Raw genomic sequence first — 23,172 nt, forward strand, 5'->3', positions numbered from 1 at the left:
ACAATATGAAGGTCCAGGCTCATATCATCCCGGTATTTATTATCCTCAACCTGGTGTGCGGGGATGTCTGCGGACAATCGAAGTTCCACCAATCGATTATCATTCCAGACAGGGCCATAACAGTCGGGGATTTACTGAATGTTATCGAGAAATCTACAGGCTTGTGCATACATTATGAGGATGGTACCCTGGATCCGCGCCGCAGGCTGACGGCTGGCTATAAAACACTGTCTCTTGAAAAGGCATTAGGCCTGTTATTCAACGACCGGGAAGTACAATATTCGATCCTGGGTAGTACCATCTGGATCGAAAGAAAACAGAACCTACCTGTCAGATATACAAGCCATTCGTTCCAGGTGATGGTCGTAGACGACGATGATGAGGTGCTGCCTGGCGCCAGCCTGCAATTGAAGGGCAATGGTCAGATATTCAAAACGGGCGCTGATGGGATAGCCGAAGTAGAGATCATAAAATTACCCGATACATTACTTTATACTGCTGTTGGCAGGGAGATGGGGACTATTTCAATTGAGGGGTATCAACCCATGCGGATAAAGATGCGGCACAGGAGCGAGCCGCTCCTGGAGACGGTGGTAACCGTAATTGATGATGGTTATATAAAGGCGCGGCCGGAAGTTGCCATGACAAAGATGGATCGTATAATACTGGCGGACCAGCCTTCATCAAACATACTTTCGGCATTGGGAGGACAAATACCTGGTTTACTTGTCACCCGATCCAGTGGCGTGCATGGCGCCTCCATGAATATTGTCCTCAGGGGTAGGACTTCGATCCTCAATGGCACCAGTCCGCTGTTTATGATAGATGGAATTCCTTTTGCTGCCGGTAACCAATCGGTCTCCAATATTACCACAGGTAATGCGGCCGGATCTCTCAATCCATTCTCCTTCCTGCTGACAGATGACATAGAAAGCGTTGAAGTGCTGAAAGATGCAGATGCAACGGCCATTTATGGCTCACGTGGTGCCAACGGCGTAGTCCTTTTTAAAACCAGGCATAGTGTGTCAAATAAACCGTCATTAAAGCTGGAGATGTCAAATGGTTTTTCTGCGGTGACTACACGCCCTTCTTTAATGAATACAAAGCAATACACTGCCATGCGGCTGGAAGCTTTACGGACGGATGGCCTGGAGCCCGACGCCATACACGCACCGGAGCTGATGCACTGGGACACCACCCGTAATACGGATTTTGGTAAATATTTTATTGGAGGTGTGGGGCGTAATACAAATCTGCAGGTATCCCGGACAGGAGGCAACGATCGGATGAACTATTTCTTAGGATGTCATGGTCTGTGGGAAACGGACGTATTCCCCACCCATCCGGCGCACGATGTATTTTCCACGACAGGGAATTTTAATTACCGATCGGGGGGCGGAAGCCTGAGTGTCAGGGTCAACGGATTGTTCGGGTTAGATGAGAACCGCCAATATATTACGGATATCACCCGCCTTCAGTTCCTGGCTCCCAACGCGCCTTCTCTGCAGTCAAAAGATGGTGAGATCGCATGGAGTGAAGGAGGTCTGACTTTTGACAATCCGCTGTCGTATATCAACAATCCTTATAAGGCCCGATCCTTCAATTGCCTTGCATCGGCCAACATTGTCTACCGGGCAGGCAGCAATTTTTTTGTGACGAATAATGTGGGCTATAGCAGTGTGCGTGTACATGAGAATAGCAAAATACCTGCCTGGACACTACCGCCGCCTGGCGATTCCATCGACCGTAATTATTTTGCCTCCTCAGGCTATAAGAGCTGGATCGTGGAACCTCACCTGGAATATCGCAGGCATACCGGCCCATGGCAGATCGGCGTACTTGCCGGCGGCTCCTGGCAGGGCTTGTACAGTGATGTCTATGTTTTTTCAAATATAGGTTTTTCAATTCGTGAATTAACCAATGAACTGCATGGAGCAGTGTTCACAAAGCTCAATCTGGAATGGAAAGAAAAATTTTCGCTCCGACTCACTGGCAGAAGGGATGGCAACGCCCGTTTCAGCCAGGGAATGCAATTTGGTAATTTCGGAGCTGTTGCCCTGGCATGGACTTTTTCAGCAGAACCTTTTGTCCGGCGGAACCTGCCTTTTATCAGCTTTGGCAGATGGAGGACCAGCTATGGCGTGACGGGTAACGACCAGTTGGGAGAGGGATATCGCTCTGGAAATTCCCTGGCTCCCATACAGAAGGTGAATGGTGGCATCACCTGGGAAAGTGTTGTCAAGAAGGAAATAGCACTGGACCTGGCGTTTTCTGATAACAGGTGTACTTTGACGGCGGCCTGGTACCGTAATCACAGCTTAAATCAATTGTTACCTGAAATGTACCCCGCGATAGGCCCGATGATATATAGCAATCATCCCATCGTCGTGCAGAATAGTGGTTGGGAATTCACCGTAACGTCAAGAACCATCGACAATAAGCATTTCAAATGGATCACATCCGTCAATGCCAGCTTCCCCGTAAACAAACTGATGGCCTTCCCGGACCTGGCCAGTTCTCCATTCAGTTGGAACCTGGCTGTTGGCCATTCTCTTACAAATTTCAACGCATTACGTTATCTGGGTGTCGACAGACAAACGGGTGTTTTCCAATTTAGTGATAAGAACGGCGATGGCAAGCTGACGGCTGCCGACCGGGAAATTGCCGGGAACCTGGACCCTGTTGCCTTTGGTGGGCTGGTCAATACGTTGGTATGGCATGGCTTCCGACTTTCAACCACAGTAGAATGGAGAATACAGCAGGGCATCAATTACCAGGCAACCTTGTATGCCCATAACCCGCCAGGCTCCATATCATCCGGTCTATACAGCAATCAAACGACTGATATGTTGAATGTGTGGCGCCAGTCGGGTGACGCGGCCCGCTACCAGCGCCAGACGACGCGGATCACTTCCATCGCGGGACAGGCCATTAACTATTACCTGGCGTCCAGCGCCATGCTGACCAACGCCTCTTATGCGAGACTGAAGTCTGTGTACTTGTCTTACCAGTTGCCGAAAGCACTGGTGCATAGGATGCCTTTTGCAGAGGTGAAATGCTTCTTACAGGGCGAAAATATGCTGACCCTGACACCTTACAGCAATGCCGACCCGGAGATCCAGAATATATTGATCTTACCTCCTTTAAAGACATTCGTCGCCGGCGTCCAGATGAGCTGGTAGTAACTACTCCATAAAATCATCCAGCTCCCTCCTTTGCTTCTTCGTCGGCCTGCCGATCTTGCTTTGCCGTTTGCCTGTATTGAAACTGGCAGACTGGAACTGCAGGCGTTCGATCTCTTCGGCAGGGGTAATATCGATGTAATAGTTGATGGCCTCGGAATATTGCAGCCGGTGGTCCAGGAGCCCCGTGACTTTGATGCGCCAGCGCTTATGTTCCGTCTTCACCTCGTACTCGTCGCCGACACTGACGGACTTGGAGGCTTTGGCGGCATCCCCATTGTATTTTACTTTTCCTTTGCCGCATGCGTCCGTCGCCTCCGCCCGGGTCTTGAACAGGCGGATGGACCAAAGGTATTTGTCCAGTCTGAGCTTTTCTTTTTCAGGCATAGTCTTAAAATGGGCGTTGGGCGCCCGGGAGGCAAATTTACGAAGAAATTGTGCTTGCGGCAGTTGGGATAAAATGGGTGTTTTTCCCCTATCGTTTCGGTTGAGGCAAAATTGGGTGTTTTCCCCGTTGTTTGCTCTGCAGGTATTGAGTAATTTGCTTTGCAAGTCATTTTTATGAAGTAATCAATTAAATCTTATAGTATGCGCGAACTTAGCCAGGAGGAATTGGAATATCGCAAGCAGCTTGCGAGGCAGCTTCTTTCGGCGGGCAACGCTTTGCCCGACAGTGAAGGGGCGATCGGGGGCACATTCCTACCAGAGGAGTTTGTAATTGCTGCAGCTAGTCCTATTCCGTTTCCGGGGGGGCTGACGCCTGTGCCTCAGCCGATCAACCCTGTTCCTGGATCTGATGCAAAATTGCCCAAGGCGGATATAGTGATTGTGACCTGGACGGTGGATGAGCAGGATGGGCTGGCTATGGTCATGACACCCAAACACAGCAGCGCGGCATGGTATAAATATGACCGTTTTTTTAAGGAAAAATACGCAATGCAGACACGCAAAGGGTCTCCAGCCTCCCATTCGCAAAGGCTGGGCAGTTATTTTATGACCAGTATCAAGGATAAAAAGGTGCTTTGCTTTAAGTCCGAGCTGCATCTGAACCAGGACGGCATTAAGAATTTTAATGGCACGCAAACCTCGCTGCCCGTCCGGGATATGTTCAAACAGATCATTGAGGAGACAAATTGTACACATATCTTTTCTGTAGGCACCGGGGGAGGTATCGAGCTCGAACATGACCTTGGCGATGTACTGGTGACACGGGCTGCCCTGTTTCATTGTAAACAGGAATTTGCTAACGCATCTTTTAATAATAAAACCTATAAATCTGACTGGAATATTCCGATTACCTATTTTGACGAGGCGGAAAAACTGATGAATATTTACGTTGACAAGCTGGACGATCCAGCAACCTTTGGGCCCCCGACACTCCGGCATACTGGCACCAATTGGCAACTGAAAAGAAAATTTGCGCCGAACATCATTCATGAAAAAGCGAGCGCTGCCAATGCAAAACTTAGACCATTCCAACCTATTCTCACAACGGATTATTTTGAATACGGTAATTCAAACAATGCGCAGGAGTTATGGAAAATTGGTTGTGGCGTAGAAATGGGAGATGCCGTCCTTGGCCTGGTTTGCCAGGATGACGTTACAGATCCTCCTAAATGGCTCATTATTAGAAATGTTTCCGATCCCCAGATAAATGGCACCTTCGTCGCGGATACGGGCAAAAAAAATATGCAGACGCATTGGGCGGTTTGGTATTACTCATGTTATGGCAAATGGACCAGCGTCATGAGCTCTTTTGCGGCATGGGCGGTAATAGCCGGTCTATGAAAGAAAAACTTTAAACAGGACAGAATGGAACTCATCACTGCAAAAGTATATGCACACGCCACTTACAAAAAAGACGAAGCGGCTTCGCTGATCTTCGAACTTACCAATCATTCAAAGGAACCTGTCCATATCTTAAAATGGAACACTCCCCTGGAAGGGATGAAGACGGATTGCCTTGCTGTCCAGCACAATGGAAAGAGGATTGCCTATGACGGAAAGCTTATCAAAAGAGGCAAACCGGGGCCGGAAGATTTCATTTCGCTTGATCCAGGCGAGTCAGCCAGCGCTAAGATCGACGTGGGCGAAAGCTATGATATTTCGAAGCCCGGCAGGGTAAAAGTTGCGTATAAGGCGGAGAAAATGGTGTACTTCCGTCAACCGGTGACGGAATCGCTCCTGCTCACGGCGTCCACCAGTAATATCAGTGGCAAGAACCTGAAGGTTCGGAGTAAAGAAGCCGCGTTCATGATTTTTGGAGGCGTAAAGCCCAGGCTTACTGCGGGGGAAATGGTGCGGAGAATGGAGCTCAAAAGCGATGCTGCCCAGAGACCTCAGGGTTTGATGGCGGAAGGGCTTGCCTTGTTGCCATGTACCTGCAAGGGTGGCACGCCCGCGCAGCAGGCAAAGGTCATTAAAGCGCATGAAAATGGCTATCGTATAGCGGTGAAGGCCCTGGAAGGAATGAAAAAAGGATCATTCTATAACACATGGTTTGGTGTTTATACCCAGGCGCATTTCGCACATGTAAAGAAGAATTTCCGGAAAATAGAAAAGGACTTCGAGACCAGGCATTTCATATATGATCTCAGCAAGGAGGGCTGCGGGAAGACCGATTATGCCTATACGTATCCACGGACAAGGACTATCTGGATATGTCGCGCCTTCTGGAGCGCACCGGATACCGGGGCGGATTCAAAGGCCGGAACGATGGTGCATGAACATAGTCATGCTTCGGCCCTGACGGAGGATAATGCTTATGGCGAGCAGGATTGCATGAAGCTGGCAGTGAAACAGCCGGGCAAGGCGATCAGGAATGCGGATAGTCATGAGTTTTTTGCGAGGGGGTGATTTGACTGATAGTACCTAAGGTTCGAGTAAGTAATCTGCCAGTTGTTTTAAGCTCTGTACTGCCTCTGCGAAGTTGGGCACCTTTCCAATGGCATAGGACATACCATGAACAAAACGATTATATTCAGCGGTATACTCAACGTCTTTTTCAAGCGTATCAACAAGAATAGTCATTTTGTCCTTTAGGGGCCGCCCAGAAATCTTAGGGCTCCGATAGTCATCCCGGGCGATCATTTCGATCGCGAGGCGTTTGAAATCTGGATGCGCCATAGCCTGCTGCTGCTAGGCTACCAGGTCGTGGATATGTCGGACGAGATCGGGGTCGTCGTGTTGGGGCCACCAGTCGAAAGTCGATGTCTTCGGAGAATCGTTGTAGAATTCGATGAGCTTTTGCAAGTGCGGTACCGCCAGTGAATATCAATTTGCCACCTTACAAATCCATGCCTGCTATTAGTTTAAGCATCTGCACCACATACCAGTCCTTTTCGACAAAGGCCGGATCTATGCCCAACTCCAGTGCTACTTCTTCTATGACGATCTTACTGGGAACGGCGTTCATAATTGACAGCTATATTGTTGTAGCCAATCTTGCGGCTGATGCGTTTATTCACGCCGATCAACCGACCAGTAGGTACCTGCGTAGAACGTCCTTGCTGGTAGTCGATCTCCGCCTGGGAGGGAAGTGCGGCGACCCCTAGTCTGTCTAATGCTTTTCTGGCCAGGCTAGGCAAGGGCTCTACCGGGATGGTATTTCCAGTTAGAGAAGAAACCTTTGCTTTTGCGTAGAGCCCGTAACCGATCTTGATCAGCTTTCCCTTTTTGGTAAGCGAAAGCAAGGCCCTTCCGACCTGGTCATAGCCGCCCAGATTATCAAAATCTTCACGTAGCAAAACCGACGATTGCTTTCGGGCAATCCGAGTGGCTATTTTCCCTTCTAATGTTTTGCTGTATTTCATTGATAGATAATGTATAATTAAGGTGAAAATAAGACAATTTTATCTTCCCGTAACACCAACATTAAAGCAGATTAACCAATAGTTTAACTCAAACAAATAAGTCATATTTGGGCTATATAAAAGAACCTAAAGGCGTTGATTTTGTAGTTGAACCCACCAGCAAGACAAAAAGCTCTTCAGCGAAGTCATTGCTAGGTACAAAGCCACTGGCAAGATCACCCGTGCACCCAAGAAGAAGACCCGGAGCATTGGTTCACAGGCCACGGCTAGGAAAAAGAAAGCAAATTAACCTGTTGCTAAACCGAGGGAAGCACTCGACCAACTATTCACAGATTATTATTCATCCCCTCGTCACCGACGTCTTTTCCACAATCACATAGGTATCCGTCCATTTGTCGTGCCAGGGACGGGGCCAGTCGCCGCCGAAGGCGGAGAACGGCTCGAAAGGCACCACGCGGGACAGGCCGCGGAGAAAGGCCGTCTTCATGGAAATGGGACTGCCATCCGGATTTACGGCACGCGTCCCGGTGAAAACCTTGCCCAGGGTCTTGCCTCTGAACAGACCTTCTGTCAGCCCCATGAAGAAGGCATACAGGAAGAGTGCATAGAGGAGGTTGATGGTTAGCGCGGTATAACGGTCCGTTTCCGTTTCATATAGCGCTATCCGCAGGAATTTACCCCAAAGGATATTGAAGGCCCTGGAAAAGAAATAGAACAGGAGCCTGTCCACAATGAAATTCACAAAACGCAGATTGCGATTAGCCGGGTCCAACTCCACTTCGAAATCGGATAATATATGTTCTTCTGGTTCCATCATTTTAATATTCCCCTCCGGCTCCGCCTCCTCCACCGGACCCGCCGCCAAACTGGAGTCCGGCATCGGCCGGCTGCTGTGGCTGGAAGGTTTCCGCAACGATCAGCCCTTCCACCAAGGGGGTGTCCAGAGGATGGGGCTCATCGGCAGGAGCGGAAGTAAAGCCGTTGCGGGGTATGCGCAAGTATCGGATCAGTAGATACGCCAGTACGATCAGCACCACTCCGGCAATGACCATGGCCAACTCCGCCGGCAGTACATGATAATAGTATCGGAAAGTGAAGACGGCCGCCGTCACTAGCGCCATGCCCACCCAAAGAAAGATCGGGTCTTTTTTTCGGATGCCCCAGGTAATATATACGAAAGGGGTAAGGACGGTCAGCGTCCACCAGAGCCAGGCCATTGGAATGGGGCCAGAGACACCGGAGATCAGCGCGTTCGCCTCCCGGACGACATAATAATTGCCCGCCAGGTAAAAAGTAACCAGGGTCGCGGCTTGCAGCAGGTGCAGGGTGTACCGCCAGGGAAGGGCGACTTCGCGCCTGACTAGTTTGTTCAGCAAAGGACGGGGCGCCAGCGAAGCGATCATCAAGATAAAAGGCAGCAGCGCCCGGCCCGTGTCGCCCCAATGTACGGCGTTGGAATAGATGAACCCCAGGAAGGCGCCATAAGCCACCAGCCCCATTAGTGCATCTACATAACGGATACTGCAGACCAGTGCGATGACCAGCAGGATCAGGCATTCAAGGGTGGGACCGAAGTTTTGGGTTTCGAAAGTTATGCCAAAGTATATTAGGCAGACGGCAGCGTACAGCAGTCCATCATCCAGCCCCGCACGAAAAGGGCTGCGACGCTGGATAAACAACTCCAGCGCCGCGATTGTGCCAAAGCCGGCAATGATCACCATCGCACGGAATGCTGTCTCACTACTTAAGCCCATCAGCGCCAGTAGCCCCGATCCGCAGGCCGCCGCCAGCACGGCCAGTAGGAAAAGCCCCATGCGAACAAAGAAGTTCGGGGTATAAAGCGTGTCGGGGTAAGCTTCGACAATACGATCATGCGTGGCCTTGTCGATGACACCTTTTTGCAAGGCTTCGGTTGCCTGGGAATGAATGTGGTGATGATCAAATGCTCCGGGTTTATAGGCGTTCATGGTTCTTGAGCTTTCGGTTTAGACGGATGAGTAATGAGCCCACTCCCACGGCGGACAGGATGAAATAAAGAAGTCCCAGGACAAGGATATTGAATCCGTTACCCTGGATATTTTCCAGCAACTGGACGACGACATAGCTCAACGCGATATAAGTATATAATACAATGAAGACGACAAAGTAAAAGGATCTGCGTGCCATGGCCTGCGTGTAAAGGAACCAGGCGATGGCTGCGAATACCAGGAACCAAAGCAGGTAGAGGCTGTCATGCGTGAAGAGCCCTGCCAGCGCCGCCACGAAATACAAATGAAAGCCAAAATTCGTATAGGTGGGCTCGAAATGCGCCTTGCGTCCGCTTTGCGAGGACCATCGGCCCGCGGCCATCAGTACCCAACCCAGCAAGATACCCGTGTAGATCACCTGGTCATTGGCAAAATTGCTGTCCTGCAGCAGGTGGAGGGGCGTGATGGCGATGCCCGCCCAGGCGGCGAGGTTGGTGACCGCCAGGCTCAGTACCCCCAGGTGATCGAAATAGTAGGCGCTGATGAAGAGCAGGATCATCGGGATAAAAGTGGCCAGCCCGTAATGGTGGCCGAAGACTTCGTAGGCATATTGCAGATAGCCCACAAAGGTCAGCAGGCTGAGACAGGCCAGTAGCAGGATGTAGTCGTAGACGGCATCGGCTGCTGCCATCTTTCCCCAGTGGAAGGAGGGCTTCTTGCGGGCGCAGTACAGGAAAGAACCTGCACTTACGAGTGCGATGAAGGCCAGCACGGCCTGGTGCCCGATGGTGTCGATGTGCTTATAGACCAGGATACCCAGTCCGCCGCTGAGCAGGACCACGCCCAGGTAGAGCAGCAGTTTCAGCTCCCAGTGCAGGGAAAAAAGTCGTTGGCTTTCCAGGGTCTCGGCCTTTCGCAAAGACTCCTCCGGGATCAGCCCTTCAACATGGAGCTTTCGGAACAGGGGGATTTCCATGGGGTTAATATAGGAAAAATATAACGGTTGCGGAAGGTAAATCTTCTCTGACAACATTCCAGTGATGAAATAGTACTAGTGATGCATGCGGAAAAATAAAAAATAAGATGCGACGTTTTGTTTGTGGAAGGCCGGAATTGTTGCAAATTTAGGTCGTGTAAAAAATACTGCATGAAATGTTGGACAGTTGCCACCCTTTTGCTTGCCGTAAGTTCACCCGCTGTCGCACAAAACTGGCATGCCGCAGGCGATACGCTCAAACTGCCTGAAAGTCCCGGTCACGTCTATTCTTCTATTGGCAGTTTGAAAAGTTATGATACGGTGCCGTGTACCTACACCGTATCCGGAAGCACTGCCTTGCGGAAAGGATTCAAAAAAGTGTATATCCGCCATGGGTTCTATACAGACAATGCCCGCACATTATATGTCTTCTTTGACGACGGCCTGCGCAGGGTCAGGCATGTAGATCGATTCTATTTCCATTGAAGCAGCGTCCCCAATTCAGCGCCCCTGACTATCAGGCTGTGGCTATTATCTTCACTGTTGCCCGATTGGATGCCGGCGAATTCAATCGTTCTTTTATGGGTGCTGTCTGACGTTATCATGAATATGGGGGCCCCGGAAAATCCCTCTTTGTAGGCAGGGCGGACTGCCATATAGGTCTGCCCGAGTGCGCGAATCCCGTCCGGCACTTCAATAGCGTGACTGGTATAGCCGCCCGGCATTACCCGGGCGTCTCCGTCTTTGGGAGGAAACTTTGCAGAACGATGCTGGGAGTATCCATAACAAGCGACGGTGTCCCCTTTAATGGCGACATCGGGTTTTTTCCAGTGATGAGGCGCCAGGTGTTCGATGGAATAGATCGCACCATCCCTGAACCAGGCAGTTACCTCCATGGTGTCCACATCCGGCAAAGTAACCGCAGACTTGCAAGGCTTTTTCAGATGTGCCGTCAATGGGAGCTTTGTGAATGTATACCTGCCCATGGTATCCGTGTACCATACTTTCAAAGTGTCTGGCCGGCGTGCCTGAAAAGTGTCCGGGTAGATGTCGCATCCCGTAAAGACATGGTAAGCGCTGACGAGAAAAAGCTTGTCTCCTGCGTCCCTGATAAAAAATCCCGTGGAATTAGTGATCTCCTCCCCGTTGTGCATACCAATGATGAGGTAGCTGTATTTTGCCAACGTGTCGTATAAAAGTCTTTCCGTTGCATGGACGCGTGCGCCGGGGTGGCAGGAAGTGAACAAGGATAATGATCCCAATAGCAACAGGCAGGCAGATCGCATTGGATAGGTTTAAGTTTGGCTAAAAAAGGAATAGGATATTTCGGGGGCTTAATATATAGCAAGTTTATTGAATTAGTTATTTTAAATATGTCTAAAATAAATATGTAAATAGAAGCACTTATAGGACCGATCAGGCATTGCATGTATTGAGGGGGCTACATCTGCACAGTTATTGCCCAAATCAACACACCTATAGCTATAACGACACGGATATGAACTCGTGCCCCGCCCTCCCGGGATCTTATCTATATTTATAACACCAAAGCTAATCCCCCCTTCGAATTCCTTTTTCCAAATTCACACTTTTCAAACGCATCAATAACCCTTAAACCGGCTTCTCATGCAAGAACCCCGGACCACAAATCCATTGCCTCCTATCCGTTCTACCTGGCGGATGATGTTAAGAACAGGACTTTTTTATCTATGCATTGCCTCCCTTTCGCTGCGACATTCGTTTCTTGCGGCCCAAACCGCTTATCCAAATCCCATGCTGGATGCCGGGCTCATTGCCTCGTCACCCAATACACAAGGCTTCGAGAACAATGGCAACATTCCCGTGTCCTTATATGAAGGCATTCCCGCCGTCAATCTGCCGGTGTACACGGTAAAATGCGGCTCGCTTTCCCTGCCTATATCTTTATCCTACTATTATAACGGCATGCGTCCTTTACAGGATGCCGGCTGGGTGGGGCTGGGGTGGAATTTAAATGTCGGCGGAGTGGTTAGCCGGATGGTGCAGGGGCAGGTGGATAGCTCGCAGCAGTCGGGGGTTAACTATGGGCAGTATTCGCTCTATGACAGCCTGTTCCGAAATAACTATGGACCGCAAAATTTCCTCAGTCACGCTTATTCCACCTCTTATACCGTAGGTCCTTATTTCTATGATATGGCGCCGGACATCTTCCAATGTAATTTTAATGGAAATTCCTTTAAATTCTACTGGTACAACGGTAAGGCCTATATCTTCCCTTATACAAAAGGCTTTTCCATCAACTGGCCGACCGTCACGGGCGGGCTTACGATCACCACCCCTGATGGCATTGCCTATGCATTCAATACGAATGAGACTACTTATACCTATTATTCGGGTAACGACATAAATACCGTGTTTACCTCGGCCTGGTATCTTACCACCATGATCTCGCCCGACAAAAAAGACACGATCTCATTCAACTACGGGTCGTATATGTGGAGCCAATATCAAACGCCCTTCGACTTTACTTATGTCAAGTCGAATACCACCGGTCAGTCAGACCTTGTAGGCACCACCTATATCAGAAGCCCCAGGGTCCAATCCCAGATCTTGCAATCCATCACCTGCCGCAGCACGCAGGTCAATTTTATCCAGGATGCAACGGCGCGCCTGGATCTCAGCGGCACTTACCCCAGTCTCCATGAGATAGATGTGATAGACAGGGCTACGGGAAACACTGTCAAAAAGAATGTATTCGGCTATGAATATTTCGGCCAAACTGCTACCGATGGCCGGACATATGCCCGGCTGAAATTAAAGAATTTCAAAGTATTCAATCCACAGGTAGCTGCAGATTCCCAGACCTATAAGCTCTGCTATATGCATGAGTATGAGACCTGGCCCTCGAAAGGCACCGTAGGTATCGATTACTGGGGATATTACAACGGCGCCGATGGGTCGGATGGATCGCTTCCCAACCAGTCGCTGATCAATACCACCAGTTCGGGCGTTGTATCGAATCGTAATCCCAATTTCCGATACTGTTCCCTGGGCGCTTTGGATACCATCTCCTATCCTACGGGTGGCTATACGACATTTCAGTATTCCGGAACTTCCGGCCCGGGTATCCATGTCGACTCCATTGCCAGCTTCCTGCCGGGGTCAGCTACTCCCGTATCTCAAACGAATTATTATTATGGAGGTGGAATTCTTTTATCTCCCCCTGACTTTACGGGTCCGGCCTATTCAGCCGGGGGAGTCAATTATACTACGTACAGCGCTTATAACCTGGCGTCGGGCCGAAGCACGATGAACAATGTGTTCTATTATGACAATGTCACCGAGGTAAGATCTTCGGGAAAAGAGATACAGCGATCCAAATATGAATATGCCTCTTTTTCGAACTTATTTCCTGATATCCGGCTGGCTAAAAAAACGCAATGGATCTACAACAGCGTTTCCGGCCTATATGTCCCCGTGACGTCCCTGACCAATACCTACGCTACGGTGAATGATACGACCTTTAATACTGCCACGGCTTATCTCCAAAGCTCCAATACCGTGGGGGGTGTAACTACCTACACCTACGGGGCTACTTCAGGGAGCTTAGGTTCTTACTGGACCTACCTTGCATCCCAGTCACGAACCCAGTATGACCTGCAGGGCAACTCAGTCACCAGCGTCACGAACTATAATTATAATGCGGCAAGGAATCTTATATCAACGGTAGATGTCCTGCCGGATGGCAGGACCTTCACCGAGAAATATAAATACCCGGAAGATTATACCAGTACTCTCACGGGCAATATGGTGTCGAAGAATGTGGTGGGCCCTGTGATCGAAAGGCAGACATGGCTGCAGAATGGCGCATCCAGTCCTAATCTCATATCGGGACAGGTGACCAATTATGATCAGAGCACTTTTAAACCCGTTGGCACGTATGCGATTGAAACCACAGCGCCCATCGCCAGCCTGAATAATGAGACACAATCCGGGAATCTCTTTTCTACGCTTTTGCCGGACTCGAGATACTTTATAAAGGAACAGTTTGCGTATGGCGGGGATGGCAATCTGAACCAGTACAATAAGGCTGCCGATGTGACGACCAGCTTTATATGGGACTACAATCATTCCTGCCGGATCGCGGAAGTGCGCAATGCGCTGGCCGGGCAGATCGGGTACACCAGTTTTGAAGCAGATGGCGGCGGCAACTGGACCATCGCTTCCAGCACCCGGGACCAGACATCCTCCGTCACCGGGACCCGGAGCTATAACCTGACAGGCGGCGCCTGCACGCTGGCAGGATTGACGAGCGCCAATACCTACATCGTCTCTTATTGGAGCAAGACGGGCAGTAGCTATACTGTCGCCGGCAGCACTTCCGTCAAGCAAGGGAAAACCATCAGCGGCTGGACCTATTTCGAACACACCGTTACGGGCGTCTCCTCGGTGTCCGTATCCGGCGGCGGGAACATCGATGAACTGCGACTATACCCGCAGGCTGCGCAGATGACCACTTTTACGTACAGTCCCCTGACAGGAATGACCAGTCAATGCGATGTGGAGAATAAGGTCACTTATTACGATTATGATGGAATGGGCAGGTTGAGCACGATAAGGGACCAGGACAGGAACATCGTCAAAACAATGGAATACCATTTTCAGCCACAATAGAATTTATACAGACCCATTTCAAAAAGGTGAAAAAATGCCACGTACTTTACAATATATCCTTTCATTACTGGTCTTGTCTTTGATCTCTTCTACGGACTATGCCCAGACCTATACCATTACAGGGCCTACCAAAGTGGATGCGGGAGGAACCTATACCTACGCCGTTCCGGGGTCGAACATTTTTTGCTGGAGCGGGAACGGGGGCACTCCATCTTGTACGGGGGGAGAGCAGCCCAGCTCATGCCGTTGTTCCGGCACGGTGTCCGTCCATTTCAATACGGTGACCTCGGTCACCGGGGGGTCTTTGGTTGTGCTGGATGCCAGTTCGCATTCGGGCTCGCTGCAGATCAGCATTATCCCGGCCCTGGTCAATAACGTTACCGTGAGCCCTTCCACACAGAGCGTCCTCTGCGGGAATACGCCGGGGCTGCTTACCGCCAGCAACCCTTCCGGGGGTGACGGCACCTATTCCTATGTCTGGCAAAGCTCGCCGGATAACGGCACCTGGACGACTATTAGCGGGGCTACCAGCAAAACCTACACGCCGGCGGCCCCGACATCGGCAGGTGTCATTTACTACCGTGTTAGAGTGATCTCTTTCGATTATACCGTCAGTTCTCCCGGTGTAACGGTGAATGTAAGTACGCCTGCTTTGTCCGGCGGCGGCAGCGTTTCGCCTTCGACACAGACCATCACTTACAGTACAGTGCCAGCCGCGTTGAACTGCAGTGTGGCCAGCGGCGGCGCCTGCGGTACAGTGACTTACCCTTACCAGTGGCAGCAGAGCACGGACAATGTCAATTTTGTTCCTGTAGCTTCCGGCGGCGGCGGGCAAAATTTCTCTCCGACCGCAGCCCTGACCGCGACCACCTATTACCGCAGAATGGTCACCATCAACGGGCAAACGGCTTATTCGGGGACGACCACGGTGACTGTCACGCCGCCTCTTCAGGGAGGCACTATCGGTGCACCACCACTCACGACAGTGAACTATGGCCGGAGCCCTGGAACATTCGTGAATACCCAATCCGCCACGGGCGGAAATTGCGGCGGGAATTATACCTATTTCTGGCAGCAGAGCACGGACAATATCAACTTCACCTACGTTGGCAGTGGGACGTCCGGTCCTGCCGCCGCCGACCCGGGCAACCTGGTCGCCAATGTCTATATCCGCAGGAAGGCCGTTTGCGGAACGGAGACCGCTTATTCGAATGCAATCCTCATCAATGTCAACCCGCAGGTGTTCCCCGGGACACTAACACCGGCCACCATTGCAATAGCTTCCGGAACAAGCCCGGGCATGCTGACGGCCAATGCGGCCAGCGGTGGGATCTGTGGACAGAACTTCTCTTATCAATGGCAGGTCTCCTCGAATGGAACGGCATTCAGTGACATTGCCGGCGCCACCGGCCTGGTCTATACACCCGGAGCGCTGACCGCTGCCACTTATTACCGCAGGAGGGTCATCTGCGCTACGGATACGGAATATACCAACAATTGCCAGGTGACCATCGGCGTCATCAATACAGGCCTCAACTATATACGGGTGAGGACCTTGCAGAAGCCTGGTGTTACGGATACGGTGACGGCCAATCATCTGACCAGTCTCCAGGATGTACAGCAGGCTACTTTATACTTCGACGGATTGGGAAGGCTTTCCCAGACAGTGAACAAGCAGGCAAGCCCTTTGCAGAACGATATCGTGACCTTACATGTATATGACCTGTTAGGCAGAGAGTCTCTCCAATATATGCCCTATGTATCCCCGTCCGCCGACGGCAATTATAAGTCGAATGCATTGTCGGAGCAAAATGCATTCAACAGTGCCCAGTTCCCCAATGAGCAGTTCTATTACGCGCAAACGGATTATGAGTCTTCCCCTCTAAGCCGCCCCCTGGCCACTTATGCTCCCGGCAGCAGCTGGGTGGGCGGCAGTAACGGGGTATCCGCGCAATACCTGATCAATACGGCTGCCGACAGCGTCCGGAGCTGGACTGTCAACGCAACACCGGGTAGCATCCCGACCACTACGACCCTATTCCCTGCGGGTTCCTTGTTCAAGACGATCTCGGCGGATGAGGCGAAGCACCAGGTGGTGGAATATAAGGATCTGACGGGCCGCCTGATCCTGAAAAAGGTCCAGTTAAGCGGAACACCGGGGACGGCCCATGCAGGCTGGCTTTGCACCTATTATATTTACGATGACCTGAACAATTTGCGGATGGTGGTGCCACCGGCTGCCGTCAATCTCATCAACAGCAGTTGGGTGATCAGTCAAACTGTTGCTAACGAGCTGTGCTTCCGATATGAATACGACCAACGGAAAAGGATCAACAGCAATAAAGCCCCCGGAGTGACGGCGTCGGTGATGGTATTTGACGCCCGCGACAGGCTGATCATGACCCAGGATTCGAATTTAAAGGCATCGGGCAAATGGGAAGTGGTCGAGTACGACAGTATGAACAGGTCCTGGCGGACAGGCCTGTTGACGGACGGCAATGATCAATCCTACCACCAGGGGCAGGCTTACAATAGTGTCAGCTACCCGAACACCAGCGGAGGGAACTACGAAGTGCTGACGCAAACTTATTATGACGACTACGCCTGGGTCAGTGGGGCAACCTCCGCTCTTAGCGCGTCGATGGCTACGAATTACACCAGCAACAGCAGCTATTTTATCACGACCTATAACCAATCTCCGACCTATGCATTACCGCTCACTCCATTTCCCATCACAAGGGGCCTGGTGACGGGCATGAAGACTAAAGTCCTGGGGACGGTCAGCCAATATTTATATTCCGTCAGCTTTTATGACGACTGCGGACGTACGATCCAGAGCAGGAGCGTAAATTACACCGGCGCTGTGGACACCTTGACTGTCCAATATAATTTTGCCGGCAAGCCATTGCGTAAGCTGAGTAGCCACCGCAAAGGAGGGTTCAATGCCCAAGGGCATACATTGCTGACGAAAGTGAACTACGATGCGGGGCTCCGGGTCAAGAGCATTTGGAAAAATATCGACGGCGCCTCCGCCGATCAGCTGATCGACAGCCTGCAGTATAATGAATCAGGCTTACTCCGCGTGAAATACCTGGGGAATGGTGTGGATAGCGTGGCGTATGACTATAATATCCGCGGCTGGCTTACCGGGATCAACAAGAATTACGTGAAGGGAACGGCCAACCATTATTTTGGGTTGGAGCTGAGCTACGACAAGACTACCTCTGTCACAGGGACAACCAGCTATGTAAATCCCGTCCTCAATGGCAATATGGCCGGCGAGATCTGGAAGAGCGCGGGCGATGGTGTTGGAAGAAAATATGATTACAGTTATGATAATGCCAACCGGCTGACGGCAGCGGCCTTTGTACAGAACACCAGCGGACAAGCCTGGGACAGCGCATACATCAATTACAGCGTCAGCAACCTCACCTATGATGCGAACGGGAATATTCTTACGATGAACCAAAGCGGCTTTAAATTGAGCGGTTCTGCCGCTGTGGATCAACTAACCTATAGCTATTCCGCGAATGGGAATAAGCTGTCCCAGGTGTCAGACGGCGTGAATGACCCGAATTCAAAGCTGGGCGATCTCCATTATAACACCGCCACGAAAAGCGGTACGGACTATAGCTATGATGGCAATGGCAATCTCGTCTCGGACAATAATAAGGCTATCAGCAGCATTAATTACAATTACCTCAATCTTCCCCAGCAATTGCTTGTAAAAGGGAAAGGCATTGTCACCTATATTTATGATGCAGGAGGCGGCAAGCTCCAGAAGATCGTTACAGACAGTACGGTCATACCCGTGAGGGGAGATACCACCACCTATATGGGAGGATTCGTATATCATAATGACAGCCTTCAATTCATTATCCACGAGGAAGGAAGAGCCCGCTGGGCGTCTCATAAATACCTCAATGGCACTACAGCCTATGGATTCGAGTATGATTTCATCCTCACCGATCATCTGGGGAATGCACGGGTGCTGCTGACCCAACAGAAAGATACAGCCCAGTATATTGCCACGATGGAGGCGGCCTACCGGGCTACGGAAAGGCAGCTGTTCTACAACATCGACTCCACGGCCTACCCAGCGGCTTCGGTGCCGGGGGGATATCCGGCGGATAACACCACCGTACCCAACGATTCCGTCGCCCGTGTCAATGGAAGCGGCCATAAAATGGGACCGGCCATTCTGCTGAAGGTGATGACCGGGGATTCAGTCGTCATTGGCGTCAAATCTTTCTACCGGTCTGGAGGCAGCGTAGGTAGCCCCAACAATTCTTTCACCGATGTGTTGAGCTCGCTGGCCAGCGGCCTGGCGACCGTCACCGGCGGAAGTCATGGCAGCTTCACAGAACTGAATACTTCCAATAGTCCTGTATACACGTCGTTGAATAGTTTCTTGCAGTCCAATGATACGGCTACGACCAGCCGGCCAAAAGCCTATCTGAATTGGATACTGCTGGATAACCAGTTCAAATATGTCAGCGGCGCTCCGCAAAGTGGCGCGATCCCTGTAGGGAGCGCGGACGTATTGAATCCCCTGGCCAATGCAGCGAAGATCACCAAAAGCGGATATCTTTATGTCTGGGTGAGCAATGAGACTCCCAACCGGGATGTCTTCTTTGACAACCTGACTGTAAAGCAGTTCAGTGGCCCCATGCTGGAAGAGACACATTATTACCCGTTGGGGCTGACGATGGCGGGGATCAGCGACAAAGCGCTGAAATTGAACTATGCGGAGAATAAGTATCGATTCAACCAGGGGTCTGAATTGCAGAATAAGGAATTTTCGGATGGGACGGGATTGGAGATGTATGCAACCGGGTTCCGTATGCTGGACCCGCAGCTGGGCCGTTTTTTCCAGGTGGATGCGATGGCGGGTAGTTTTAGCTCTTATAGTCCTTATACTTATGCAGCGAACAACCCGGTGCGATATGTCGACCCGATGGGGCTGGCGCCCAAGGATGACAGACCGCCTTCCGACCTGATGGCGGGATACTACCGTAATCCATTGATGGATGCTGTAGACCAGGCGGTGGCCGAATCCCATAATCGTATTATGGCGGAATTTGCGGCCGACCGGGCGGCGTATAACACGGGTGGCTATACCAACAGCGGCACTTTGAACCAGGTGATCTCCTTCCTGATGGCGAAGGTGGGTGATGATGGAAGGGCGGATGCGACGTTCTCTTCGGTGAATGGGAATCCTTCGAAGATCAGGATCGATTATGGGTATGGGATCAGTGATGGCGACGGGAACACGCTGAATACCTATGTCCGGGCGGTTGCCACATTTAGTTCGGATGGGACGTTCCCGAGTTTTGAAACTTTACTGAAAAACTATCCTATGCCTTATAGTCCGGGTCCCTATTCTCAGGATCTTTATATAAACCAATGTGCTATAAGAATGAGTATCGCGTTAATGAAATCGGGGGTAAATTTAAGTGGCGTAAGAAACAGGACAAATCCGGGAGGGCCTACTTTCACCAAGAAAGGAGAGGTTCTCGGTGCATATAATCTGGCGATGTTCTTGCGAGGACCTAACATGCTGGGCTCTCCTGAGGTTTATAATGGGACTAAACAGGATATACCGACTTTGCTAAGTGGACGAACAGGAATTATGTTTTTTCAAGGGTTTATAGAAGATGGAGCCCGTACCGATGAAGCAAGGCATATTGATCTGTGGGATGGAAGTGATATAAGGGCGCCTTTTTTTGAGCAAATGATGGACTCAAGAACGATCTGGTTCTGGCCTGTCAAATAAGTCAATAACATGAAAAAAGCTATTGTATATTCTGTAATTGCCGTCCTTTGCGCTTCTGTTCAAGGTCAAATTGCCCGTGCAAAAACGATAACAGGAGCCTGGATAAATGTTAATGTTGCCGGATTTTATGAATCCGGGGAAGGGCATGACTGCAGTATTAAATATTTTGACCATGAGAAATTTTTGCCATTATACCTGTCATTCGAAAATGACAACCAGGTCAAAGTAACTTTTAGAATCGAGCAAAGGGTATTTACATATAAAGTAGCGCACACCGGCCCTGATTCAATGTCTATCTCGAGAGAGGATAATGTTTACAGCCTTTATTTGGTAAAAGAGGCCCTTAAATTACGGTACAAGGGTGATCTGATCACCTTTAAAAAAGTGTCAGAAAATTATTCTGCGGACGTGTTTGGTGAATTTATAAAGGGCATTGTATTCAGAGATAATAAGACCTATAAAGTTGCATCATTTATAGAAAGCGGAAATTACGGCAATTGGGTGTTCGACAAAAGTAATTTTAAGCTGAAAATAAAAGCGCTCTTTAAATGCGACCATGTCGATGTCGTCCAGCTTGGATCCTTTAAGTTCCAGAATACCTGCCTACCTGAAATAGCGCTATATTATGATTCCAATAGTAAATGGAGCGGTCCGCGGGTATTGGGTATTATTATAAATAAGGATGCTATTAGATTTATCGACAATAAAGGGGGAGATGTTTTAACGCTTAAGCCAGGTTAGTTCTGCACGCCGGGGGCAAAACGCCTATTAGACTAACTGACATCCTCCATTTATTAATATCGATCCATTATGCTGCAAAAAGTGGCTTTGGGCATGCTATGTCTGACATTGCTGAGTGTCTGTTCGTACGGGCAATCCAGCGGGCCTGACGACCCGGTGCAGGGACTTCCCGGCAAATGGCTCAATGGGCTCAGCCGGAAGATAGCGGGCGCGGAGAAAGACCTCACCAGCCAGACGGAGAAATACCTGGAGCGCATGCGACGCCGGGAGCAGCGCATGTATAAGAAACTATACAAAAAGGATTCCGTGGCAGCAAAGGCATTGTTTGCAGGGTCTGCCGGGCAATATGCTGCGCTGGGTCAGCGACTGGCCAATGACACAGGCAATGGCGGCTTGCATCTTTCGGGAGAGTACCAGGCTTATACTGACTCATTGCAGGGCATGTTGAAGTTCATGAAGGATCCCCGGGCGGCCGGGGCTTTGACGCAATTGACGGCGCTGGAGGCGAAGATGCAGGATGCAGACCAAATAAAGGAATTCGTCCGGCAGCGTAAGCAACAGATCTCCCAGTATATCCAGCAGCATACGAATCTTGCCGGTCTCCTGGGTAAGGATTACCAGGGGCTGAACCAGGATGTCTATTACTATTCCCAGCAGGTGCGGCAGTATAAGGAGATGCTGAATGACCCGGACAAGCTGACGAAACAAGCCCTGGCTATCTTGAATAAGCTGCCCGCCTTTCAAGCATTTATGAAGCAAAACTCGCAATTGGCGGGCCTGTTCAATTTGCCGGGGAACTACGGCGATCCGGCCACTCTGAGCGGTCTGCAGACCCGCGACCAGGTGGCGGCGCTGATCCAGCAGCAGGTGTCGGCGGGCGGTGCTGCGGCCTTGCAGGCCAATCTTCAGTCGGCCCAATCCCAATTGGATGGATACAAGGATAAGCTCAGCAAGCTGGGTGGCGGCAGCGGTGACATCGATATGCCAGACTTCAAGCCCAACGATCAGAAGACAAAGACATTCTGGAAACGACTGGAGTATGGGACGAATTTCCAGACGACGAGGAATAATTACTATTTCCCTACGGTGTCGGACTTCGGCTTGTCGGTAGGGTATAAGTTAAGTGAGAAGAGCATGGTGGGTGTCGGCGCCAGTTACAAGCTGGGCTGGGGCAATGGCATCCAGCATATCGCCTTTTCCAGCCAGGGGATGGGATTGCGGTCGTTCGTGGATGTAAGGCTAAAGGGGAGTTTTTCTGCTTCGGGAGGATTCGAGTACAATTATACGAAGCCGTTCTCTTCATATCAGCAGTTGCGTACGTGGAATAACTGGACGAAGAGTGGATTGATAGGAGTGAGCAAGACAGTGTCCATGAAGAGCCGGGTATTCAAGAAGACGAAGCTGCAGCTGCTATGGGATTTCCTTAGTTACCAGCAGGTGCCGAGGACGCAGGCGGTGATCTTCCGCATTGGGTATAATTTCTAAATTTTCTAAGGGTTTGCAAAAAAGACATGTGAGATCAATACTGATAATTACAATGCTTGCAATTCTTTGTTCTTGTAATGCAGGCAAAACAGCCGCCCGAAAGTATTATTACGTCGAGGCATTTAAAGAGCAAGAGGTAATACTATTATTGAATGATGACCTGACTTTTGTATTCCAGGATCTGACGGGATGCAATCAATTTAAGTTTACCGGGAAATACAAACGGGAGGGTGATAGCGCTTTTATCTTCGATTCGGTGAAGTTCCAACAAATACATTGGAGTATGGATCCTGCCAGATTTTTCTCCATTAAGAGTGGCGATACTGCCTGTTTACTAAACCGGGAAAGGCTCATCATTCATCATGAGCCTTTTATATTGACAACTGCCAGGCATATCGACTTGCCGGAGATCAGGTATAAAAAACTGAAGGAGTTCTATCTCAATTTACTGGGGCGGGAGGAGTTCATAAAGATATTAGGGGGAGGTAAGAGTATGAAGGAGGCTAAGAAGAATATGATGGAGTGCCGGCTTCCGGATATCAATATAAGATGAAGTTTAGTTACATTCGGGGTTTCAAAC

At 50.3% G+C, this 23,172-nt stretch carries 18 protein-coding genes; 9 read left to right on the forward strand and 9 right to left on the reverse strand.

Annotated elements, in window-relative coordinates:
* Window positions 1–5: 5 nt before the first annotated feature.
* The gene (locus Q4E93_RS20985; protein ID WP_303588589.1) at window positions 6–3,182 is read left to right on the forward strand and encodes a SusC/RagA family TonB-linked outer membrane protein; all 3,177 of its coding nucleotides are present in this window, start codon (window positions 6–8) and stop codon (window positions 3,180–3,182) included.
* A gap of 3 nt (window positions 3,183–3,185) precedes the next feature.
* On the opposite strand, the gene Q4E93_RS20990 is transcribed toward Q4E93_RS20985, so the two are convergent.
* The gene (locus Q4E93_RS20990; protein WP_303588591.1) at window positions 3,186–3,569 is read right to left on the reverse strand and encodes an RNA-binding S4 domain-containing protein; all 384 of its coding nucleotides are present in this window, start codon (window positions 3,567–3,569) and stop codon (window positions 3,186–3,188) included.
* Window positions 3,570–3,770: 201 nt separating this feature from the next.
* On the opposite strand from Q4E93_RS20990, the gene Q4E93_RS20995 reads away from it, so the two are divergent.
* Together Q4E93_RS20995 and Q4E93_RS21000 are read left to right on the forward strand one after the other, a co-directional pair.
* Window positions 3,771–4,970 (forward strand): hypothetical protein, encoded by a 1,200-nt coding sequence (locus tag Q4E93_RS20995; protein ID WP_303588593.1) that lies wholly within the window; start codon window positions 3,771–3,773, stop codon window positions 4,968–4,970.
* Window positions 4,971–4,994: 24 nt separating this feature from the next.
* Window positions 4,995–6,038, forward strand: coding sequence for a M35 family metalloendopeptidase (locus Q4E93_RS21000; protein ID WP_303588595.1), 1,044 nt, complete (start codon window positions 4,995–4,997; stop codon window positions 6,036–6,038).
* 15 nt (window positions 6,039–6,053) lie between these two features.
* Here Q4E93_RS21000 and Q4E93_RS21005 read toward each other — a convergent pair whose 3' ends face one another.
* The 7 genes from Q4E93_RS21005 to Q4E93_RS21030 all read right to left on the reverse strand — a co-directional run bounded on the left by Q4E93_RS21005 (window position 6,054) and on the right by Q4E93_RS21030 (window position 9,937).
* On the reverse strand, window positions 6,054–6,308 hold the full coding sequence (locus tag Q4E93_RS21005) for a hypothetical protein (RefSeq protein WP_303588597.1): 255 nt from the start codon (window positions 6,306–6,308) through the stop codon (window positions 6,054–6,056).
* Window positions 6,256–6,459: a nucleotidyl transferase AbiEii/AbiGii toxin family protein gene (locus tag Q4E93_RS34480; RefSeq protein WP_368501892.1), complete on the reverse strand. Its 204-nt coding sequence runs from the start codon at window positions 6,457–6,459 to the stop codon at window positions 6,256–6,258. Before Q4E93_RS34480 ends, Q4E93_RS21005 begins: the two co-directional genes overlap by 53 nt.
* Window positions 6,460–6,468: 9 nt before the next feature.
* Window positions 6,469–6,597 carry a hypothetical protein gene (locus Q4E93_RS21010; RefSeq protein WP_303588598.1) on the reverse strand — a complete coding sequence of 43 codons (129 nt, stop codon included), beginning with the start codon at window positions 6,595–6,597 and terminating at the stop codon, window positions 6,469–6,471.
* On the reverse strand, window positions 6,578–6,994 hold the full coding sequence (locus Q4E93_RS21015; protein ID WP_303588600.1) for a DUF6088 family protein: 417 nt from the start codon (window positions 6,992–6,994) through the stop codon (window positions 6,578–6,580). The genes Q4E93_RS21010 and Q4E93_RS21015 overlap by 20 nt, the downstream gene beginning before the upstream one ends.
* 340 nt (window positions 6,995–7,334) lie before the next feature.
* Window positions 7,335–7,808 carry an RDD family protein gene (locus tag Q4E93_RS21020; protein ID WP_303588601.1) on the reverse strand — a complete coding sequence of 158 codons (474 nt, stop codon included), beginning with the start codon at window positions 7,806–7,808 and terminating at the stop codon, window positions 7,335–7,337.
* A gap of 4 nt (window positions 7,809–7,812) precedes the next feature.
* The gene (locus Q4E93_RS21025) at window positions 7,813–8,961 is read right to left on the reverse strand and encodes a hypothetical protein (RefSeq protein ID WP_303588602.1); all 1,149 of its coding nucleotides are present in this window, start codon (window positions 8,959–8,961) and stop codon (window positions 7,813–7,815) included.
* Window positions 8,948–9,937 (reverse strand): DUF2157 domain-containing protein, encoded by a 990-nt coding sequence (locus Q4E93_RS21030; RefSeq protein ID WP_303588603.1) that lies wholly within the window; start codon window positions 9,935–9,937, stop codon window positions 8,948–8,950. Before Q4E93_RS21030 ends, Q4E93_RS21025 begins: the two co-directional genes overlap by 14 nt.
* 171 nt (window positions 9,938–10,108) lie before the next feature.
* On the opposite strand from Q4E93_RS21030, the gene Q4E93_RS21035 reads away from it, so the two are divergent.
* Complete coding sequence (locus Q4E93_RS21035) at window positions 10,109–10,423, forward strand: hypothetical protein (protein ID WP_303588604.1); 315 nt, start codon at window positions 10,109–10,111, stop codon at window positions 10,421–10,423.
* Here Q4E93_RS21035 and Q4E93_RS21040 read toward each other — a convergent pair.
* On the reverse strand, window positions 10,411–11,223 hold the full coding sequence (locus Q4E93_RS21040) for a hypothetical protein (protein WP_303588605.1): 813 nt from the start codon (window positions 11,221–11,223) through the stop codon (window positions 10,411–10,413). The genes Q4E93_RS21035 and Q4E93_RS21040 overlap by 13 nt on opposite strands.
* A gap of 340 nt (window positions 11,224–11,563) precedes the next feature.
* Here Q4E93_RS21040 and Q4E93_RS21045 point away from each other — a divergent pair, with 340 nt between their 5' ends.
* The 5 genes from Q4E93_RS21045 to Q4E93_RS21065 all read left to right on the forward strand — a co-directional run bounded on the left by Q4E93_RS21045 (window position 11,564) and on the right by Q4E93_RS21065 (window position 23,145).
* Complete coding sequence (locus Q4E93_RS21045) at window positions 11,564–14,590, forward strand: RHS repeat domain-containing protein (RefSeq protein WP_303588606.1); 3,027 nt, start codon at window positions 11,564–11,566, stop codon at window positions 14,588–14,590.
* Between the two features lie 34 nt (window positions 14,591–14,624).
* On the forward strand, window positions 14,625–20,366 hold the full coding sequence (locus Q4E93_RS21050) for a T6SS effector amidase Tae4 family protein (protein WP_303588608.1): 5,742 nt from the start codon (window positions 14,625–14,627) through the stop codon (window positions 20,364–20,366).
* 9 nt (window positions 20,367–20,375) lie between these two features.
* Window positions 20,376–21,107, forward strand: a complete 732-nt coding sequence (locus Q4E93_RS21055; protein ID WP_303588610.1) for a hypothetical protein — start codon at window positions 20,376–20,378, stop codon at window positions 21,105–21,107.
* 69 nt (window positions 21,108–21,176) lie between these two features.
* On the forward strand, window positions 21,177–22,592 hold the full coding sequence (locus tag Q4E93_RS21060) for a hypothetical protein (RefSeq protein ID WP_303588612.1): 1,416 nt from the start codon (window positions 21,177–21,179) through the stop codon (window positions 22,590–22,592).
* 52 nt (window positions 22,593–22,644) lie between these two features.
* Complete coding sequence (locus Q4E93_RS21065; RefSeq protein WP_303588614.1) at window positions 22,645–23,145, forward strand: hypothetical protein; 501 nt, start codon at window positions 22,645–22,647, stop codon at window positions 23,143–23,145.
* The last annotated feature ends 27 nt before the right edge of the window (window positions 23,146–23,172 follow it).

Source organism: Flavitalea plasmicola (genome assembly GCF_030546645.1).
Lineage (GTDB): Bacteria > Bacteroidota > Bacteroidia > Chitinophagales > Chitinophagaceae > Puia.

Coding starts and splice junctions, on each gene's coding strand:
- Q4E93_RS20985 (WP_303588589.1), top strand. CDS start 6: ATGAAGGTCCAGGCTCATATCATCCCGGTATTTATTATCCTCAACCTG.
- Q4E93_RS20990 (WP_303588591.1), bottom strand. CDS start 3,569: ATGCCTGAAAAAGAAAAGCTCAGACTGGACAAATACCTTTGGTCCATC.
- Q4E93_RS20995 (WP_303588593.1), top strand. CDS start 3,771: ATGCGCGAACTTAGCCAGGAGGAATTGGAATATCGCAAGCAGCTTGCG.
- Q4E93_RS21000 (WP_303588595.1), top strand. CDS start 4,995: ATGGAACTCATCACTGCAAAAGTATATGCACACGCCACTTACAAAAAA.
- Q4E93_RS21005 (WP_303588597.1), bottom strand. CDS start 6,308: ATGGCGCATCCAGATTTCAAACGCCTCGCGATCGAAATGATCGCCCGG.
- Q4E93_RS21010 (WP_303588598.1), bottom strand. CDS start 6,597: ATGAACGCCGTTCCCAGTAAGATCGTCATAGAAGAAGTAGCACTGGAG.
- Q4E93_RS21015 (WP_303588600.1), bottom strand. CDS start 6,994: ATGAAATACAGCAAAACATTAGAAGGGAAAATAGCCACTCGGATTGCC.
- Q4E93_RS21020 (WP_303588601.1), bottom strand. CDS start 7,808: ATGGAACCAGAAGAACATATATTATCCGATTTCGAAGTGGAGTTGGAC.
- Q4E93_RS21025 (WP_303588602.1), bottom strand. CDS start 8,961: ATGAACGCCTATAAACCCGGAGCATTTGATCATCACCACATTCATTCC.
- Q4E93_RS21030 (WP_303588603.1), bottom strand. CDS start 9,937: ATGGAAATCCCCCTGTTCCGAAAGCTCCATGTTGAAGGGCTGATCCCG.
- Q4E93_RS21035 (WP_303588604.1), top strand. CDS start 10,109: ATGAAATGTTGGACAGTTGCCACCCTTTTGCTTGCCGTAAGTTCACCC.
- Q4E93_RS21040 (WP_303588605.1), bottom strand. CDS start 11,223: ATGCGATCTGCCTGCCTGTTGCTATTGGGATCATTATCCTTGTTCACT.
- Q4E93_RS21045 (WP_303588606.1), top strand. CDS start 11,564: ATGCAAGAACCCCGGACCACAAATCCATTGCCTCCTATCCGTTCTACC.
- Q4E93_RS21050 (WP_303588608.1), top strand. CDS start 14,625: ATGCCACGTACTTTACAATATATCCTTTCATTACTGGTCTTGTCTTTG.
- Q4E93_RS21055 (WP_303588610.1), top strand. CDS start 20,376: ATGAAAAAAGCTATTGTATATTCTGTAATTGCCGTCCTTTGCGCTTCT.
- Q4E93_RS21060 (WP_303588612.1), top strand. CDS start 21,177: ATGCTGCAAAAAGTGGCTTTGGGCATGCTATGTCTGACATTGCTGAGT.
- Q4E93_RS21065 (WP_303588614.1), top strand. CDS start 22,645: ATGCTTGCAATTCTTTGTTCTTGTAATGCAGGCAAAACAGCCGCCCGA.